The organism is Vibrio sp. OY15, assembly GCF_000742455.1.
Taxonomy (GTDB): domain Bacteria; phylum Pseudomonadota; class Gammaproteobacteria; order Enterobacterales; family Vibrionaceae; genus Vibrio; species Vibrio alginolyticus.
The window spans coordinates 661,773-678,798 of record NZ_JPIL01000001.1 but is presented as its reverse complement, the minus strand read 5'-3'; the positions used below and the strand labels follow the sequence as shown (position 1 = coordinate 678,798).

At 43.3% G+C, this 17,026-nt stretch carries 18 protein-coding genes; 14 read left to right on the top strand and 4 right to left on the bottom strand.

The window, feature by feature from the left end:
• Positions 1-111: 111 nt before the first annotated feature.
• From ccoN to uspE, 10 genes are all read left to right on the top strand, one after another.
• Positions 112-1,539 carry a cytochrome-c oxidase, cbb3-type subunit I gene (gene ccoN, locus IJ23_RS02995; protein WP_033905306.1) on the top strand — a complete coding sequence of 476 codons (1,428 nt, stop codon included), beginning with the start codon at positions 112-114 and terminating at the stop codon, positions 1,537-1,539.
• A gap of 12 nt (positions 1,540-1,551) precedes the next feature.
• On the top strand, positions 1,552-2,172 hold the full coding sequence (ccoO, locus tag IJ23_RS02990) for a cytochrome-c oxidase, cbb3-type subunit II (protein WP_005377475.1): 621 nt from the start codon (positions 1,552-1,554) through the stop codon (positions 2,170-2,172).
• 9 nt (positions 2,173-2,181) lie between these two features.
• A complete protein-coding gene (locus tag IJ23_RS02985) occupies positions 2,182-2,355 on the top strand; it encodes a cbb3-type cytochrome oxidase subunit 3 (RefSeq protein ID WP_005377485.1) in 174 nt (57 codons plus the stop codon).
• Positions 2,355-3,329 (top strand): cytochrome-c oxidase, cbb3-type subunit III, encoded by a 975-nt coding sequence (gene ccoP, locus IJ23_RS02980; protein WP_005377487.1) that lies wholly within the window; start codon positions 2,355-2,357, stop codon positions 3,327-3,329. The genes IJ23_RS02985 and ccoP overlap by 1 nt, the downstream gene beginning before the upstream one ends.
• A gap of 105 nt (positions 3,330-3,434) precedes the next feature.
• Complete coding sequence (locus tag IJ23_RS02975) at positions 3,435-3,911, top strand: FixH family protein (protein WP_005377489.1); 477 nt, start codon at positions 3,435-3,437, stop codon at positions 3,909-3,911.
• A gap of 4 nt (positions 3,912-3,915) precedes the next feature.
• Positions 3,916-6,279, top strand: a complete 2,364-nt coding sequence (locus IJ23_RS02970; RefSeq protein ID WP_033905305.1) for a heavy metal translocating P-type ATPase — start codon at positions 3,916-3,918, stop codon at positions 6,277-6,279.
• 15 nt (positions 6,280-6,294) lie between these two features.
• Complete coding sequence (ccoS, locus tag IJ23_RS02965) at positions 6,295-6,459, top strand: cbb3-type cytochrome oxidase assembly protein CcoS (RefSeq protein ID WP_005377493.1); 165 nt, start codon at positions 6,295-6,297, stop codon at positions 6,457-6,459.
• A gap of 8 nt (positions 6,460-6,467) precedes the next feature.
• Positions 6,468-7,148 (top strand): sulfite exporter TauE/SafE family protein, encoded by a 681-nt coding sequence (locus tag IJ23_RS02960; RefSeq protein WP_033905304.1) that lies wholly within the window; start codon positions 6,468-6,470, stop codon positions 7,146-7,148.
• Positions 7,149-7,238: 90 nt separating this feature from the next.
• Entirely contained in the window at positions 7,239-7,985 is a 747-nt protein-coding gene (locus tag IJ23_RS02955; RefSeq protein WP_005377497.1) for an FNR family transcription factor, read from the top strand.
• 180 nt (positions 7,986-8,165) lie between these two features.
• A complete protein-coding gene (gene uspE, locus IJ23_RS02950; protein WP_033905303.1) occupies positions 8,166-9,113 on the top strand; it encodes a universal stress protein UspE in 948 nt (315 codons plus the stop codon).
• A gap of 140 nt (positions 9,114-9,253) precedes the next feature.
• Here the strand turns inward: uspE and ttcA are convergent, their stop codons facing one another.
• From ttcA to IJ23_RS02930, 4 genes are all read right to left on the bottom strand, one after another.
• Positions 9,254-10,147 (bottom strand): tRNA 2-thiocytidine(32) synthetase TtcA, encoded by an 894-nt coding sequence (gene ttcA / locus IJ23_RS02945; protein ID WP_005377502.1) that lies wholly within the window; start codon positions 10,145-10,147, stop codon positions 9,254-9,256.
• A 198-nt stretch (positions 10,148-10,345) separates the two neighbouring features.
• The gene (locus IJ23_RS02940; protein WP_033905302.1) at positions 10,346-11,008 is read right to left on the bottom strand and encodes a DUF2987 domain-containing protein; all 663 of its coding nucleotides are present in this window, start codon (positions 11,006-11,008) and stop codon (positions 10,346-10,348) included.
• 13 nt (positions 11,009-11,021) lie between these two features.
• The gene (locus IJ23_RS02935; protein WP_033905301.1) at positions 11,022-11,858 is read right to left on the bottom strand and encodes a glucosaminidase domain-containing protein; all 837 of its coding nucleotides are present in this window, start codon (positions 11,856-11,858) and stop codon (positions 11,022-11,024) included.
• Entirely contained in the window at positions 11,851-12,648 is a 798-nt protein-coding gene (locus IJ23_RS02930) for a hypothetical protein (RefSeq protein ID WP_005389175.1), read from the bottom strand. Before IJ23_RS02930 ends, IJ23_RS02935 begins: the two co-directional genes overlap by 8 nt.
• Positions 12,649-13,048: 400 nt before the next feature.
• Between IJ23_RS02930 and potA the strand changes: the two genes are divergently transcribed.
• The 4 genes from potA (at position 13,049) to IJ23_RS02910 (ending at position 16,909) form a co-directional block, all read left to right on the top strand.
• Positions 13,049-14,164, top strand: a complete 1,116-nt coding sequence (gene potA, locus IJ23_RS02925; protein WP_017634901.1) for a spermidine/putrescine ABC transporter ATP-binding protein PotA — start codon at positions 13,049-13,051, stop codon at positions 14,162-14,164.
• The gene (gene potB / locus IJ23_RS02920) at positions 14,145-15,005 is read left to right on the top strand and encodes a spermidine/putrescine ABC transporter permease PotB (protein WP_005377512.1); all 861 of its coding nucleotides are present in this window, start codon (positions 14,145-14,147) and stop codon (positions 15,003-15,005) included. The genes potA and potB overlap by 20 nt, the downstream gene beginning before the upstream one ends.
• Entirely contained in the window at positions 15,005-15,775 is a 771-nt protein-coding gene (gene potC, locus IJ23_RS02915) for a spermidine/putrescine ABC transporter permease PotC (protein ID WP_005389180.1), read from the top strand. The genes potB and potC overlap by 1 nt, the downstream gene beginning before the upstream one ends.
• 102 nt (positions 15,776-15,877) lie before the next feature.
• Complete coding sequence (locus tag IJ23_RS02910; RefSeq protein ID WP_033905300.1) at positions 15,878-16,909, top strand: extracellular solute-binding protein; 1,032 nt, start codon at positions 15,878-15,880, stop codon at positions 16,907-16,909.
• Positions 16,910-17,026 lie beyond the last annotated feature (117 nt).

The following is a 17,026-nucleotide window of genomic DNA, read 5'->3' as shown; positions in this document are numbered from 1 at the left end:
TGGAAATAAGGTGATGATAACACTTGAATTCTAGAGTTTACTTGGGTGGTGTTACGACGCAAGTCGTGTTGGAAGTAAAAGTGTAGTTAATTAGAAATTGGAAGCATGCAAATGAGCCAAGTAAAGCAGCTTGAACAAAACTACAACTATACAGTCGTTCGCCAATTTACCCTTGTGACCATTTTATGGGGCATAGTTGGTATGGCTGTTGGTGTTTTGATTGCCGCTCAATTAGTTTGGCCACAGCTAAACTTTGATACGCCGTGGTTGACGTACAGTCGCTTACGTCCACTGCATACTAATGCGGTAATTTTTGCGTTTGGTACCAGTGCTCTGTTCGCAACGTCTTATTATGTTGTACAGCGCACATGTCAAACACGTCTTTTTGGTGGCCCACTCGTTGCCTTCACCTTTTGGGGTTGGCAAGCAATCATCCTGGCAGCAGCCATTACTTTGCCTCTCGGTTTAACATCGGGTAAAGAGTATGCTGAGCTAGAATGGCCTATTGATATCGCAATTGCGCTAATATGGGTATCATATGCGGTGGTGTTCTTCGGCACACTAGTGAAGCGAAACACGTCACATATTTATGTGGCAAACTGGTTCTTCGGTGCCTTTATTATCACAGTAGCAGTACTTCACATCGTGAACAGCATGGCTATTCCTGTGTCACTTGGTAAATCTTACTCGATTTACTCGGGCGCAGTGGATGCGATGGTTCAGTGGTGGTATGGACACAATGCGGTAGGTTTCCTACTGACCGCTGGTTTCCTAGGTATGATGTACTACTTCGTTCCTAAACAAGCTGAACGTCCTGTTTATTCTTACCGTCTATCTATCGTTCACTTCTGGGCACTTATTTCTCTATATATTTGGGCAGGCCCTCACCACCTTCATTATACAGCGCTACCAGACTGGACTCAGTCTCTAGGTATGGTTATGTCGCTGGTTCTATTTGCTCCTTCTTGGGGTGGTATGATCAACGGTATTATGACGTTATCTGGTGCATGGCATAAGCTTCGTTATGACCCTATCCTACGTTTCCTAATCGTTTCACTGTCGTTCTACGGTATGTCTACCTTTGAAGGCCCGATGATGTCGATTAAGACGGTTAACGCACTTTCTCACTACACAGACTGGACCATTGGTCACGTTCACTCTGGTGCGTTAGGTTGGGTTGCGATGGTTTCTATCGGCTCTGTATATCACTTGGTACCTCGCCTATTTGGCCAAGAGCGTATGTACTCTGTTGGTCTAGTTAATGTGCATTTCTGGCTAGCAACAATCGGTACCGTTCTTTACATCGTTGCGATGTGGATCTCTGGTGTAATGCAAGGTCTTATGTGGCGCGCGGTTAACTCTGACGGTACGCTAACTTACAGTTTTGTTGAATCTGTAGAAGCGTCTTATCCGTTCTACTTTGTACGTTTCCTAGGCGGATTTATCTTCCTATCTGGTATGTTCCTAATGGCATACAACACGTACAAAACGGTAAGTGCACCTAAAGAAAGCCTAAAAGCTATCCCACATCCGGCATAAGGAGATTTAAGAATGAGTAATAATTCTAATAATCGCCATGAAATCTTAGAACGTAATGTCGGTTTGTTGGCTATTTTTATCGTGTTTGCTATCAGTTGGGGTGCTCTTGTAGAGATCACTCCTCTGATTTTCCAAAAGCAAACGACTGAACCTGTAGAAAATCTGCGCGCTTACACTCCTTTGGAGATGGAAGGCCGTGATATCTACATCCGTGAAGGTTGTAACGTCTGTCACAGCCAGATGGTTCGTCCTTTCCGCTCAGAGACTGAACGTTACGGTCACTACTCTGTTGCTGGTGAGAGTGTTTGGGAACACCCATTCCTTTGGGGCTCTAAGCGTACAGGCCCGGATTTAGCTCGTGTTGGTGGTCGTTATTCTGACGAATGGCACCGTGTTCACCTGTTAGATCCTCGTGAGCTTGTACCTGAGTCAAACATGCCAGGTTTCCCGTGGCTAGCTGAAAACGTTTTAGACGGTAAGCTAACTCAGAAGAAACTTGAGCTATTTCGTGATCAGTTCGGCGTTCCATACACTGATGAAGAGATCGCGAATTCGGCTAAAGAAGTAGAAGGTAAAACAGAGATGGATGCAATCATCGCTTACCTTCAGTCTCTTGGTCATGCAATGAAGTAAGGGGATCATATGGATTTCGGTACAATTCATAGTATTTATACCGTTGTACTCTTCGCTAGTTTTATTGGCATCGTATGGTGGGCATTTAGTAAAAAGCGTAAAGCACGCTTTGAAGAAGATGCCAACTTGGTGTTTGCTGACGAAGAACAAAAGACCCCTAATAACCAAGGAGTGAAGAAGTAATGACTACATTCTGGAGTCTCTGGATTATCGTGATTACTGTCGGTACGCTAGTAGGCTGTGCGATTCTCCTGACTTGGTGCGCTAAAGATAAAATGGGCGTCGAGGAAGGGGAAGACATGGGCCACGAGTACGATGGTATTCGCGAGCTAAACAACCCTCTACCAAAGTGGTGGACTTACCTGTTTGTAAGCACATTTGTGTTCGCAGCAGTTTACCTTGCCCTATTCCCAGGTCTAGGTAGCTTCAAGGGCTTTTTAAACTGGCAGAGTTCGGCTCAAACCGTTCGCTCACTAGAAGAGTCAAAAGAAGCCATCGCTGCAGCACAAGAGAACAAGCAACTAAACCAATATGCAAAAGAACTGGATGATGCCGACGCTTACTTCGGCGAAGCATTCCGTAAACTTGCGCACAATGACAGTGGTCTACGCCCAATTCCTGAAATTGCGCAAGATCCTGAAGCATTAAAAGTTGGTCAGCGTTTGTTTTTGCAAAACTGTTCTCAATGCCATGGCTCTGATGCACGTGGTCAGAAAGGCTTCCCTAACCTGACTGATGATGCATGGCTATATGGTGGCGAGCCAGCAGCGATCGTTACAACCATCATGCACGGCCGTATTGGTCAAATGCCAGCATGGAAAGATGCCCTTGGTGAGCAAGGTGTTCAAGAAGTTGTAAGTTACACACTTAGTTTATCTGGTCGTAAAGTAAATGCTCGTGAAGCCGCGGCAGGTAAAGCACGCTTCGTAGTGTGTGCTGCTTGTCATGGTACCGATGGTAAGGGTAACCCTGCAGTCGGTGCGCCTGACCTTACAGACCAAGACTGGTTATTTGGTGACTCTCGTGCAGCTGTAACAGAAACCGTAATGAACGGACGCTCAGGCGTAATGCCTGCGTGGAAAGACATTTTGGGTGAAGATAAAGTTCAGCTCGTTGCCTCATATGTCTGGAGTTTAAGTAACTCAGAGAGTAAGTAACTGAGATATTACGTAACATAGCAATAACAGCCCCTTTCATAGGGGCTGTCTTTCCTTTAAATTTAACGCCTTACATTTTTTCATTTAGCTGTTGAGAACTTTTTTATGGTAAAGCCTTGGTATAAACAATTTTGGCCGTGGTTCCTAATCATCCTTCCTCTTACTGTCGTAGTTTGGACTGTGATTACTGTGGTCGTTTTCTCGAACAACTCTGTTTCTTTAGTCGCCGAGGATTACTATAAAAAAGGCAAAGGTATTAATATCGACATTAGTAAAATGAATGTCGCTCGTGACCTAGGTCTTAACGCTGAGATTTCCTCTGAAAATAACAATGTTGTGATTGTTTTCGCTAAAGGGAAGCTACCTCATTACCCTGCTCTAACGGCCACTTTCACTCATCGTACTCTTCCTGATCGTGACTTCACAAAGCTTGTAACAGCGGATGCATCTGGTAATTACCGACTAAAAGCTGAGGAATCTATTCAAGGACCATGGTTTGTTGAACTACAACCACACGACAAGCAATGGATGATCCAAGGTAAAGTTGAGTTTCCTGCCTCTTCAACACCGTTAATGAAGTAAGCATATGTGTAAATCCTGTTATCACTGCGGTGAAGATGTACCAGCCAACACGGATTTCAAAGTAGAAATATTGGGTGAAATTCGCGACATGTGTTGTCCGGGCTGCGAAACTGTGGCGCAGACTATTGTCGATAGTGGTCTTGTATCATATTACCAATACCGCACTGCGCCTGCAGAAAAGGCAGATCTAGTACCAGAGCAACTCCAAGCTTTAATTCATTATGACAATGCGGATGTACAATCTGAATTCGTACGAAATCGCGAAAATGTTTCTGAAGTAACCCTTTCTTTGGAAGGCGTTTCATGTGCCGCTTGTGCGTGGTTAATCGAAAAGCAAGTTTCTAATACGGCCGGGTTGGTATCTATCCGTGTTAATACAACCACCAATCGAGCGTTACTAGCCTGGGATAAAACTCAGGTACGGTTAAGCGAGCTCCTTTCCGTTATACATAAACTTGGTTACAAAGCTGCACCTTTTGAAGCAGATAAGCAAGAAGCTTCTTACCATCGAATGATGAAGCAATATCTATATCGGCTAGGTATTGCAGGTTTAGCAACCATGCAGGTCATGATGCTCGCCGTTGCACTGTATCTCGAAGTCTTTGGTGATTTAGAGCCAGAGTTTAAAAGTTACTTTCGTTGGGTAAGTTTGATTTTTGCTACTCCTGTTTTGCTTTATTCCGCTCTTCCATTTTACTTAAACGCATGGCGCAGTATCAAAGGCCGAACCCTTGGTATGGATGTCCCGGTTTCTATCGCGTTGATCTTTGCCTATGTTGCAAGTTTAGTTGCAACAGTAACTGAACAAGGCGAAGTCTTCTTTGAATCTATCTCGATGTTTACCTTCTTTTTGTTAGTAGGTCGATTCTTAGAGATGCGCGCTCGTCGCAAAGCTGCTGCAGCGAGTGGTAACCTTCTTAAGTTGATTCCGGCAATTGCTACAACGCTGGACGGTGATCAGATACCCGTGAAGACGCTAAAAGTTGGCGATCGTATCCGCGTTCTACCTGGTGAACATATCCCCGCTGACGGTAAAGTTATTTCAGGCCGTATTCATATTGATGAATCCATGCTAACGGGTGAGTCAGTGCACGTTGTGAAACGAGAAGGCGATATTGTTTATGCGGGAACGCTAAACGGAGACGAATCATTTGAACTTGAGGTAGTAAGCTCAAAGGCCGATTCAATGATTTCTAACATCGTGCGTTTACAAGATGAAGCTCAACACTCCAAACCTAAAATTGCGGAAATTGCAGACATTGTCGCCCGTTACTTTGTTGGTGTGATTCTTATCATCTCTGCTGGTACTTGGTTTTACTGGCATCAAACAAAACCAGATGATGCGTTTTGGATCATGCTGTCTGTGTTAGTCGCTACGTGTCCATGTGCGCTATCTCTGGCCACACCGACCGCACTCACTTGTGCTACCTCTAGAATGGGTAATTTTGGCATTTTACTTCGTAAAGGCCATGTGTTTGAGACATTATGTAAGATCAACCACTTAGTTGTAGATAAAACAGGCACTCTAACGAAAGGTGATATTGAGATCTGTGAAACAAAGGTACTTAGTGATCTCCCACAGAAAGATTGTCTATCACTAGCTGCAGCTTTAGAGGCTCATGCAAACCACCCTATCGCTCGTTCTTTTGCAACTTTCACCAATGATGACTTTATCGTGTCTGATGTGCAAAACGTGATTGGGTCAGGGATTGAAGGGATATGGAATGGCAAAATCGTTAAGATAGGCAGTGCGGCTTTTGTTCAAGGCAAAGAAAGTGGTGAAAGCCAGGCGGTCTATCTGTCGGTTGATGGCAAGCATGTCGCTAGCTTTTACTACCGCGACCCTATCCGAAAAGAAAGCAAAGCCTTTATTCAACGTTTTGCTGACGCTGGAATTAAGACAACCCTGCTAACTGGTGATTCTCTCTCAAACGCCCAACCAGTGGCGAATGAAATTGGTATCGGTCACATCGTCGCGTCAGCAAAGCCAGAAGATAAGCTTGCATACCTTAAGAGCTTGGACGAAAACAGTATCACTATGATGGTTGGTGATGGAATCAATGACGCGCCGACTCTCGCCGGAGCTCACCTTTCTGTCGCAATGGGCGGTGGTACAGATGTCGCTAAAGCTTCTGCAGATATGACGTTACTTGGGGATAATCTCGAAAAGCTACTAGAAGCACGTTTGCTTGCACTGCGTACAAGAAAGATTATTCGAGAAAACTTGGCTTGGTCTTTGGGTTACAACCTGTTAATTTTGCCTTTGGCGGTCGCAGGTTTAGTGGCTCCCTACATTGCAGTAGTTGGCATGTCTGCAAGCTCAATTATCGTTGTATCTAACTCTTTGCGCCTGCTCAAAGAGAAATAAGTAGAGAAAGCAAACATGGAAAGTCTTTATATATTGATTCCCATCGCTATCGTTCTCGTTTGTGTTGCTGTCGCCGTTTTTCTTTGGGCGGTAAGAAGCGATCAGTTTGAAGATCTTGAACGGCAAGGGCACAACATTCTTCTCGACGAAGAAGACCAATCTAATAGTGATAAAAAGTAGCGACCTTTATGACTCCTGATTTTATCGGTGCGTTGATGATCGGCTTAGTAGGAGCCGGTCATTGTATGGGTATGTGTGGTGGTATCGCGTCTCTGCTTACCATGGGCTCTTCTGCTAAAAATAAAACCACCCCCCTTATCCCCCTCTTCTACAACCTCGGACGATTGATCAGTTATACCTTAATAGGAGCATTAGTGGGTGGTGCTATATCAGGTTTATCTGAGCTTAGTGGGTTAACGCATTCTCTTGCTTGGTTAAGGCTGATTGCTGCGTTATTCATGATTCTGGTCGCGCTGTATATTGCTAAATGGTGGCAAGGCTTACTTTTAATAGAAAAGCTAGGGCAGTATCTCTGGCGCTTTATCTCGCCGGCAGGGAAGAGTTTGTTGCCATTAAAGCATCCTCTTCACGCGTTGCCATTTGGCTTTATTTGGGGTTGGTTACCATGTGGTTTAGTTTATTCAGCGCTTACTTGGTCGGCGGTTTCTGGTAGTGCGATGAACGGCGGCCTAATTATGCTTGCGTTTGGGCTCGGAACGCTACCTGCAATGCTTATTATTGGATACGGTGCCAATCATTTTCAGAAATTACAAAAATCATTAATATTTAGAAATATTTCAGCATTAATCCTTATTGGCTATGGTACGTATACCGCTGTAGGAGCCTTAGCATTACTCGGTTTCATATAACGTTAAACTCTATTGAGGTGACATTTTTGCTACCCTTTAGGATTAAGCGATGCTAAAATATTGATGTATATCAAATAGTGAAAGGTTGTTATGATTTCTGAAAAACCTGCAACAAAGCGTATCCAATCAGGCGGTTGCGCCATTCATTGCCAAGATTGTAGCATTAGTCAACTGTGTATCCCGTTCACTCTGAATGAGGCAGAACTTGACCAGCTTGACCAAATCATTGAACGTAAGAAGCCTATTCAAAAAGGACAAGAGCTTTTTAAGGCCGGTGATGAGCTAAAATCGCTATACGCTATCCGCTCTGGTACCATCAAGAGCTATACGATCACAGAGCAAGGTGATGAGCAAATCACAGCGTTTCACTTAGCTGGAGACTTAGTCGGTTTCGATGCTATCACTGGTGACTCCCACCCTAGCTTTGCTCAAGCACTCGAAACGTCGATGGTATGTGAAATCCCATACGAAATTTTAGACGATCTATCGGGTAAGATGCCTAAGCTTCGCCAGCAAATCATGCGTTTGATGAGTAACGAAATTAAAGGTGATCAGGAAATGATTTTGCTTCTTTCTAAAAAGAATGCAGAAGAGCGACTAGCTGCTTTCCTTTACAACCTATCAACGCGTTTTTCTCAGCGTGGCTTCAGCCCTAGAGAGTTTCGTTTAACTATGACTCGTGGTGATATTGGCAACTACCTTGGTCTTACAGTCGAAACGATCAGTCGTTTGTTAGGTCGTTTCCAGAAATCTGAGATCCTAAGCGTAAAAGGTAAATATATCACTATCTTAGACCACGATGCATTGATGGAACTTGCTGGTGTAACTAAAGAATAATACACCCTAATTATTGATGTAGCTCGAAAATGAGCTACATCATATTTCTCATAAATTCCTTTCGAAAGTCCTCAAAAAGTTCTCCAAACTAAGCTACAGTAAAAATGTACGGTGAGTACTCCAAAATACTGATTTAATTTACATTCAGTATCTGGTTTTGCAATAGAAGTGGGCTTAGTTATGAGTATATACAGTAAGATCCTTGTTGTAGCTGACATCAATAATGATGAGCAGCCCGCACTTGCAAGAGCTGTTCAATTAGCTCAGAAAAGTGTATCTAGAAGCCGAATCACTTTCTTTTTATCCATTTACGATTTCTCGTATGACATGACGTCAATGCTATCAGTGGATGAAAGAGATGCTATGCGTCGAGGTGTCATTCATCAGCGTGAGCAGTGGATGCGTAAAATTGCTCAACCATACCTAAACGATGGCTTCGACTTTGATGTTTGTGTTGTCTGGCACAACCGCCCTTATGAGGCGATTATTGCTGAAGTCTATGCAGGCAATCATGACCTAGTCATCAAAGGCACACGTAAGCATGATGTTTTAGAGTCTGTCATTTTCACACCGACAGATTGGCACTTGTTGCGAAAATGCCCTATTCCAGTGCTTCTTATCAAGAATGCTGCTTGGCCGGAACAAGCAAGTATCCTTGCCTCAGTACATGTGGGCTCAGAAAACCCGACTCATATTGATCTCAACGATACGATGGTCGAGCGATTAAAAGAAATCACCACTCGGCTTGAGGCCAAGCCATATCTTGTTAACGCCTACCCCGTTACACCGGCGAACATTACGATTGAACTTCCTGAATTTGACCCAACGACTTATACCGATGCAGTGCGAGGTCATCATTTAACGGCTATGAAAGCACTACGCCAAAAACATGGTCTTGATGAAGAACAAACGATAGTTGAGCAAGGTTTACCTGAAGATGTCATTCCGTCAGCTGCAGAGCGCTTGAATGCTGCAATGGTTATTTTAGGTACTACAGGGCGAACTGGGCTTTCTGCTGTCTTTATTGGTAATACAGCGGAGCACGTAATTGATAAAATAAATTGCGACGTGTTGGCTCTAAAACCAAAAGGCTACATTAGTCCTCTCGATCCAAATACAGCAACCTAATCTCTCCTTAGTATTGCTATGTATTGAGCGCTTTCAAATAAGCGCTAATAAATCCCCCGAATACAGGGGGATTTTTGTTTGGGAACAGTTAAAGCGTTGGGTACAAAAAAGGAGGTCTAATTGACCTCCTTTTTTACGAGTTAGATGTTCGTAACATCGATGAACATCGATTCATCAATATTCGTCGAAGAAACGACAGCCTCATTAAATTCATACTCTTCGCGGTTACCTTCACGATCTAGCGGTAAGTTAACAAAGTCGAACAATTCGCGGTCTGCTAGTTGGCTTGGGCTTACGTTTTGAATTGATTTAAAAATTGCTTCCACACGCCCTGGCGTCTTCTTATCCCATTCAATCAACATTGCTTTTATAGATTGACGCTGAAGGTTCTCTTGAGAGCCACAAAGGTTACACGGAATTATTGGGAAATCCTTGTGCTCAGCGTATTTGATCAAATCTTTTTCACGACAGTAAGTCAATGGACGAATGACCACGTTACGGCCATCATCAGAGCGTAGCTTTGGTGGCATCGCTTTAAGGCGAGAGCCGTGGAACATATTCAAGAACATTGTTTCGACGATGTCATCCATGTGATGACCTAGCGCAAGCTTAGTTGCACCAATCTTCTCTGCAAATGAATACAGCGTACCACGTCGCAGGCGTGAACACAGACCACAAGTGGTTTTGCCTTCTGGTACCTTCTCTTTTACGACGGAATACGTGTCCTTATCGACGATATAGTAAGGGATATTCAGTGTTTCGAAATACTCTGGCAGAATGTGCTCAGGGAAGCCCGGTTGTTTTTGGTCTAGGTTTACCGCAACCACTTCAAATTTGATCGGTGCGGCTTTTTGAAGATTCAGCAGGATATCAAGCATCGCGAATGAATCTTTACCACCGCTAATACATGCCATTACAACATCGCCTTCTTCGATCATGTTGTAATCAGTAATGGCATTTCCAACATGTCTTCTTAGGCGTTTCTGAAGCTTGTTGAATTCTAGGGTTTCTTTTCTTGTATCTATTTGGTTCATTGCGGGCTCTCACATCGCCGATAAATCGACTAGGACTTCCTAACATGGGTTTCTTTGGGGCGTGGATTATACGAGCTTTTTACGCAGGATTAAATGCTTGTCTTATTGAGTCTTTAAGAAAAGAGTGTGAAAGATACTTTAGTTACGGTCAAAATTAAAAAAGAGCTGCGATTGCAGCCCTTTCTAAACGTTCAGTGTTCATTTCTTTGCGTTAGGTAGATAAGGTAACACTCGCATCGTCGGTTCTGGTAGTGTCATTGTGCCACCTTGCCCTATTTCACTTAGTGCGACTTGTATCTTGCCATTGACAATTGGCTTTTCGGTTCCGTTTGAGAAAATCACTTTATCATTCAGTTGATTTGCAAACTCCATCGTCACACCTTGAACCTCCGGTGTAAACCAACCCGCAAACATACCGCCTAAATCTTCCAGCATCGTCTGCATTTGAGGTAGAAGAGGCTTAAGTTGGTCGTAAGAAACGTTACCCTGTAATGGTTCTTTGGTCATCACGACAAGTGAGTAATCGCAACGTGTATCTTTTGGGGTATCGACAAAAACCAACGGATTCGCTGACTTTAAGTTTTTATCAACAGGTAAAGGCAACTCTTGTGAAGCAGGGATAACAAACTCTTCATAGTGCTCTTCTTTTTCCATCCAAGCTTTTTCTATCGTACAAATTTGTTTAGTTTTTGCGTCCACAAAAAAGACACCAACTTTCACATCGTCATGCCCTTCTTTGTTGTTGTTTTTTAGTTGAGTGTATAACTTTGAGTACGTGAACATGTACTCTTGAGCTTGGGTTGTCGGCGATACAAGAATTAGCGCCGCACTTCCCAACAGACTTAGGCTTAACTTTTTCATTTTATCCGTTATTTTATTGCGTCCAGTAGGCGTTGTTATGACGAATCATAGCGCGAAGATCGTGTACATAGGCGATGCCACGTTCAGAATAGGCTAGCAACCCATGCGTTAACTCTGACGCGGTTGCGACCGTTAACAAGCCCTTGTTCTTTTCAGCCAGAGATGTTCTGATTTCACGCAGGTCTGCATACGCTGGGTTTCGATTAACATTCATAAAGTAGCCATGAACAGACTGTTGTATAGAATCGAATTTTTCAACTTCATGAACTTTGTTAGCGCCACGTTGCGCTGGAACAATTCCACAGCCCTTTTTATAACACCATTGGCCGAACAAGTTGTTTGCTTGAGTAGCAAAACGAGAAGTGCCCCACGCAGATTCATTTGCCGCTTGAGTTAGAACCAAGGCTTCAGGTAAGACGTTCACTCGCACAAGCATCTCGTCTAGCCATGCTTGATCAATCTTATCGTTACTCAAGGGCAACGAATACAGAGATGATAACCGCTGCGCATACTCTTGTTGTTCTTGCGTCACTTGTCCCACCTTTAAAGAGGTCAGAAAGGCCCGCTCATGACGAATTCGTTGATTCTCAAGAGCAATTTTAGGCCTTAAAAAATCAAAAAAAGCAGCTTTTTTCTCTTTCGTATCTTTTATTGAATTGAAGTCTGGGATATCACCGATGTATGGCAAGTGTGATAAATCGACATGCTTAATCTTGCCAGAGAGTACGTCAGGATTTTCCACATATTTAAACTGTTTCTCGTAGTGTAAATATGGGCCTATAGAAATGAAAGTGGCGGCTATACAGGTTGCCGCCACTCGTAAACTTATTGATTTCAAAGAATTAGGCATCAAACACCTGTGAGTTACCATCGTGATCATTATCGTTTTTCTGTGTTGTAACGATCTTAAGCTTAATTCCAAACATTTCGCGGTAGAGTATGCCTTTCAAATGGAAGAAGAATGGCAGCACAAAAATCAAGCCAATACCGTAGAACATTGCTGCAATAATAAACATTAACATCACGCCTAAGTAAAGCCCCGCGACCACAAAAATCTTCTTGTTGATTGCGCGAAGTGATAACAGCAACGCTTGCATTGGTGGCACCCTTTTCTCACAAATCAACAAAATAGAGTGACTAAATGCCAAGGAAAGATACAGCGACAGTAAAGGAAAAATCATACCAACCACACCTTGTAGCATTAAGCTCATGAGCGTTGCTAGAATAACAGGAATGGTGAACTGCAACCCCTTTCCAACATGGCGCAACTTAGTCTTCAGGCCGGCGACATGGCTCATAGCCATCAAGCTGATCCCCGCATAAATTGGTGCGCTAATCACCTCATAACTGAAATTCGCGACATAAATAGAAGACACAATATCGTTTGTGAACGACTCTGGGTTCTCAAATGCATCAAGAATAACGCTCAAATCGCCCAACTGCAGTTTTAATGCAATATAGAAAATACCTAACTGGACAAAAAGCAATACAATAATGGCAGGAGAAAATGATAAAAAGTGCTGGATGGTTGCTCGCCAAGCTTCGTTAAAAACCGCGCCAGCTTTAAGCTCGTAGTTGCCAGACAAAGCTCGCTCTACACTCCCCCCAAGATTGAAATCTTTCTCAAAATCGTCGTTCATAGTTTATCCAAGACTAACTTGTAAAATTTTGACTGGAATTCCAGTCAATTAATGTAATCGTCATTATAAAGAAATCTTTCCACATCTAACATCACAACTCACCTACAATCCTTGCAATCTCAACTGTATGGTTGATAATTAACCACTTTCAAGGTCATGAAATTGAAACAATTGTTGAACAAAGTTTAGTGCTATCAAACTGTGTCTAGATGCCAATTAATCTCATAAAAACAGTATGGTAAGGAATGATGGCTTTTTCCTGCAAAATTATTTCTGTTTCAAGATAAGAAAATGCTTTAATTTCACACTTTTGGTGATTATGATGCGCGCCTCAAAAGTGAATGGTTAGTGTCACATCAGCTGGGATAATCCCGGCTTGAACGTGGGGGAAATACAGACGTTGAACGCAAAACCGCAAGCAGGAAAGCCAGTTATTCGTTTATCTGGTATTAGTAAAAGTTTCGATGGTAAGGAAATCATCGGTAATTTAAATCTGGATGTTAATCATGGTGAATTTCTGACGATTCTCGGGCCTTCTGGTTGTGGTAAGACAACAGTTTTACGCATGATTGCAGGTTTTGAAACGGCAGATAACGGTCAAATTATTTTGGATGACCAGGATGTAACACAGGTTCCTGCAGAGCAAAGGCACGTCAACACGGTATTTCAAAGTTACGCATTGTTTCCACACATGACCGTATATGAGAATGTCGCTTTTGGTCTTCGTATGCAGAAAACGCCTACTGCGGACATTGAACCACGAGTAATGGAAGCACTGCGCATGGTGCGCCTAGAAAAAATGGCACAGCGTAAGCCTCATCAGCTTTCTGGTGGTCAGCAACAACGTATCGCCATTGCGCGTGCGGTTGTTAACAAACCAAAAGTACTGCTGCTAGATGAATCTCTATCTGCACTTGATTACAAACTGCGTAAGCAAATGCAAATTGAGCTTAAACAGCTTCAGCGTCAACTTGGTATTACCTTTATCTTCGTTACGCACGATCAGGAAGAAGCCCTATCGATGTCTGACCGCATTATTGTAATGCGCGACGGTGTTATTGAGCAGGATGGTTCTCCACGTGAGATTTACGAAGAGCCGAAGAACCTATTTGTTGCTCGCTTTATCGGTGAGATCAACGTATTCAACGCAACCATGCTAGAGCGTATCGACGAGAAACGTATCCGTGCAGAAATCGAAGGTGTCGAGTCTGTTGTTTACTACGATCAGGAAGCGCAAGCAGGTGAAAAACTGCAAGTACTACTTCGCCCAGAAGACTTACGTATCGAAGAGATCAAAGAGTCTGAAGAAAAAGGCATCGTAGGTCACGTAACAGAGCGTACCTATAAAGGTATGACGCTTGATTCAGTTATCCAATTGGATTCGGGCATGCGTGTAATGGTTAGCGAATTCTTTAACGAAGATGATCCTGATGTGGACCACTCACTTGGCCAGAAAGTCGCTATCACTTGGGTTGAGAGCTGGGAGGTAGTCCTCAATGATAAGCAAGAAGATTAATCTTCAAAACGCGATCATTACCTTAATCGTCGGTTGGCTAACACTTTTCGTGTTGGTACCAAATGTGATGATTATCGGTACGAGTTTCTTAACGCGTGATGAAGCAAACTTAATCGAAATGACATTTACTTTCGACAACTACTTACGTCTACTCGACCCCTTGTATGCGAAAGTGCTGATGCACTCGTTCTACATGGCGATTGTGGCGACGTTGTTGTGTTTAGTAATTGGTTACCCATTTGCTTACATCATAGCGAAAATGCCAGAGAAATGGCGCCCATTCATGTTGTTCTTAGTTATCGTACCTTTTTGGACAAACTCTCTTATCCGTACTTACGGCCTGAAGATTGTTCTGGGTACACAAGGTATTTTGAACAAATCATTAATGGCGATGGAAATCATCGATAAGCCATTACGTATTATGTACACCGAAACAGCAGTAATGATTGGTCTTGTGTACATCCTGCTTCCATTTATGATTCTGCCGCTTTACTCGGCAATCGAGAAGTTGGACAACACTTATATCGAGGCGGCGAAAGATCTTGGTGCGAACAAGTTCCAAACCATTACGAAAGTGATTCTACCTCTTACAATGCCTGGCATTATCGGTGGTTGTTTGTTGGTTCTGCTACCAGCACTAGGTATGTTCTACATCTCTGACCTTCTTGGTGGTGCGAAGAACCTACTGATTGGTAACGTTATTAAGAGCCAAGTATTGAACGCTCGTGACTGGCCATTTGGTGCTGCGACCAGTATCGCCCTCACCTTCGCAATGGCTGTGATGCTTTACGCTTACTACAGAGCAGGCAAACTATTGAATAAGAAAGTGGAGCTAGACTAATGGGACGCACAGTTAGATTTAGCTTTATGGCGCTGGTGTATGCATTTTTGTATCTGCCAATCATCGTCTTAATTGTTAACTCATTTAATGCCAACAAATTTGGTATGAAATGGGGTGGTTTCACCACGAAATGGTACGAAACCTTAGTAAATAACGACAGCCTAATGCAAGCTGCATGGCATTCATTGAACGTAGCGGTATTCTCAGCGACAGCAGCAACCATCATTGGTAGCTTAACGGCCGTTGCCCTATTCCGTTACTCGTTCAAAGGTAAAGGTGCGGTAAACGGCATGCTGTTTGTCGTGATGATGTCTCCCGATATTGTAATGGCGATTTCATTACTTGCTCTGTTCCTAGTATTAGGCGCACAGCTTGGCTTCTTTACACTATTGATTGCTCACATCACCTTTTGTCTACCATTCGTTGTGGTAACTGTATACAGCCGCTTAAATGGCTTTGATGTGAAAATGTTGGAAGCAGCAAAAGACCTTGGTGCAAGCGAGTGGGTTATCTTGAAACAGATCATCCTTCCTCTCGCTAAACCAGCGGTTGCCGCAGGTTGGCTATTGAGCTTTACCCTGTCTTTGGACGATGTGATCATCAGCTCGTTTGTAACGGGTCCAACATACGAAATCTTGCCATTGAAGATTTACTCAATGGTTAAGGTGGGCATTTCACCGGAAGTTAACGCCCTAGCAACGGTGATGTTGATTGTTTCTTTGGTCTTGGTAGTAATTTCTCAGTTGCTAGCAAGAGAAAAAGTAAAGTAGAATCCGCACCCGTTAACATCGCGAAACAGAATGGTTACATGCCATTCTGTTTTTCTATCTATCGTCCAAAATTGGACAACGTTTGGTTTGGAGCTAACGTCAATGAAAAAATGGGCTACTCTATTAGCTGGTAGTGCATGTGCGCTTTCTCTGTTCTCTGGTACAGCGGCAGCGGATGATAAAGAATTAGTATTTATGAACTGGGGTCCTTACATCAACAGTAATATCCTAGAGCAATTTACTAAAGAAACTGGCATCAAAGTGATCTACTCGACTTACGAGTCGAACGAAACTTTGTATGCAAAGCTAAAAACTCATAACCAAGGTTATGACCTAGTAGTACCTTCAACGTACTTCGTGGCGAAGATGCGTGACGAAGGCATGCTACAAAAGATCGATAAGACTAAGCTGAAAAACTTCGGCAACCTAGATAAAAACTACCTAGACAAGCCTTACGATCCAAGTAACGACTACTCTATCCCACACGTTGTTGCGATTACAGGCCTAGCGGTTAACGCAGATATGTACGATCCAAACGACTTCCAAAGCTGGGCTGACCTATGGAAGCCTGAGCTTGAAGGTCAAGTAATGTTGATGGACGACACTCGTGAAGTGTTCCATATCGCTCTGCGTAAACTTGGCTACTCAGGTAACTCAAAAGACCCTAAGCAAATCGATGAAGCGTACGCTGAGCTACAAAAGTTGATGCCTAACGTTTTAGTTTTCAACTCTGACAACCCTGGCGCACCTTACATGTCTGGTGAAGTGGGCGTTGGTATGCTTTGGAACGGTAGCGCCGCAGCGGCACAAAGTGAAGGCCTGAACCTTAAACTCGTTTTTCCTAAAGAAGGCGGTATCGGCTGGGTTGATAACTTCGCTATCTCTTCCGGTGCGAAGAACGTAGAAGCCGCTCACAAGATGATTGACTTCCTACTGCGCCCAGAAATCGCAGAGCAAATCTCTCGTGATACTGGCTACCTAACGGCGGTGGAAGAATCGAATGCTAAGTTTAAAGACGTTGCCCCACTGTTCCCTTCTCAAGAAGACCTTGACCGTGTTGAATGGCAAGATGCGGTTGGTGATCTAACCGTTAAGTACGAAGATTATTTCCTCAAGCTGAAAGCGGGACAATAATCTAGCTTGTGTAACAAGTCATCAACCATAGGAAAATAGGCAGCAATACGCTGCCTATTTTTGTCTTAGGCTGATATAATCGCGCGTTGCTAGGTTTATTTGTCTTGGTATCATAGA

Bases quoted from the DNA above. Each gene is read 5' to 3' on its own strand.
- ccoN (WP_033905306.1), top strand. From the start codon at position 112: ATGAGCCAAGTAAAGCAGCTTGAACAAAACTACAACTATACAGTCGTT.
- ccoO (WP_005377475.1), top strand. From the start codon at position 1,552: ATGAGTAATAATTCTAATAATCGCCATGAAATCTTAGAACGTAATGTC.
- IJ23_RS02985 (WP_005377485.1), top strand. From the start codon at position 2,182: ATGGATTTCGGTACAATTCATAGTATTTATACCGTTGTACTCTTCGCT.
- ccoP (WP_005377487.1), top strand. From the start codon at position 2,355: ATGACTACATTCTGGAGTCTCTGGATTATCGTGATTACTGTCGGTACG.
- IJ23_RS02975 (WP_005377489.1), top strand. From the start codon at position 3,435: ATGGTAAAGCCTTGGTATAAACAATTTTGGCCGTGGTTCCTAATCATC.
- IJ23_RS02970 (WP_033905305.1), top strand. From the start codon at position 3,916: ATGTGTAAATCCTGTTATCACTGCGGTGAAGATGTACCAGCCAACACG.
- ccoS (WP_005377493.1), top strand. From the start codon at position 6,295: ATGGAAAGTCTTTATATATTGATTCCCATCGCTATCGTTCTCGTTTGT.
- IJ23_RS02960 (WP_033905304.1), top strand. From the start codon at position 6,468: ATGACTCCTGATTTTATCGGTGCGTTGATGATCGGCTTAGTAGGAGCC.
- IJ23_RS02955 (WP_005377497.1), top strand. From the start codon at position 7,239: ATGATTTCTGAAAAACCTGCAACAAAGCGTATCCAATCAGGCGGTTGC.
- uspE (WP_033905303.1), top strand. From the start codon at position 8,166: ATGAGTATATACAGTAAGATCCTTGTTGTAGCTGACATCAATAATGAT.
- ttcA (WP_005377502.1), bottom strand. From the start codon at position 10,147: ATGAACCAAATAGATACAAGAAAAGAAACCCTAGAATTCAACAAGCTT.
- IJ23_RS02940 (WP_033905302.1), bottom strand. From the start codon at position 11,008: ATGAAAAAGTTAAGCCTAAGTCTGTTGGGAAGTGCGGCGCTAATTCTT.
- IJ23_RS02935 (WP_033905301.1), bottom strand. From the start codon at position 11,858: ATGCCTAATTCTTTGAAATCAATAAGTTTACGAGTGGCGGCAACCTGT.
- IJ23_RS02930 (WP_005389175.1), bottom strand. From the start codon at position 12,648: ATGAACGACGATTTTGAGAAAGATTTCAATCTTGGGGGGAGTGTAGAG.
- potB (WP_005377512.1), top strand. From the start codon at position 14,145: ATGATAAGCAAGAAGATTAATCTTCAAAACGCGATCATTACCTTAATC.
- potC (WP_005389180.1), top strand. From the start codon at position 15,005: ATGGGACGCACAGTTAGATTTAGCTTTATGGCGCTGGTGTATGCATTT.
- IJ23_RS02910 (WP_033905300.1), top strand. From the start codon at position 15,878: ATGAAAAAATGGGCTACTCTATTAGCTGGTAGTGCATGTGCGCTTTCT.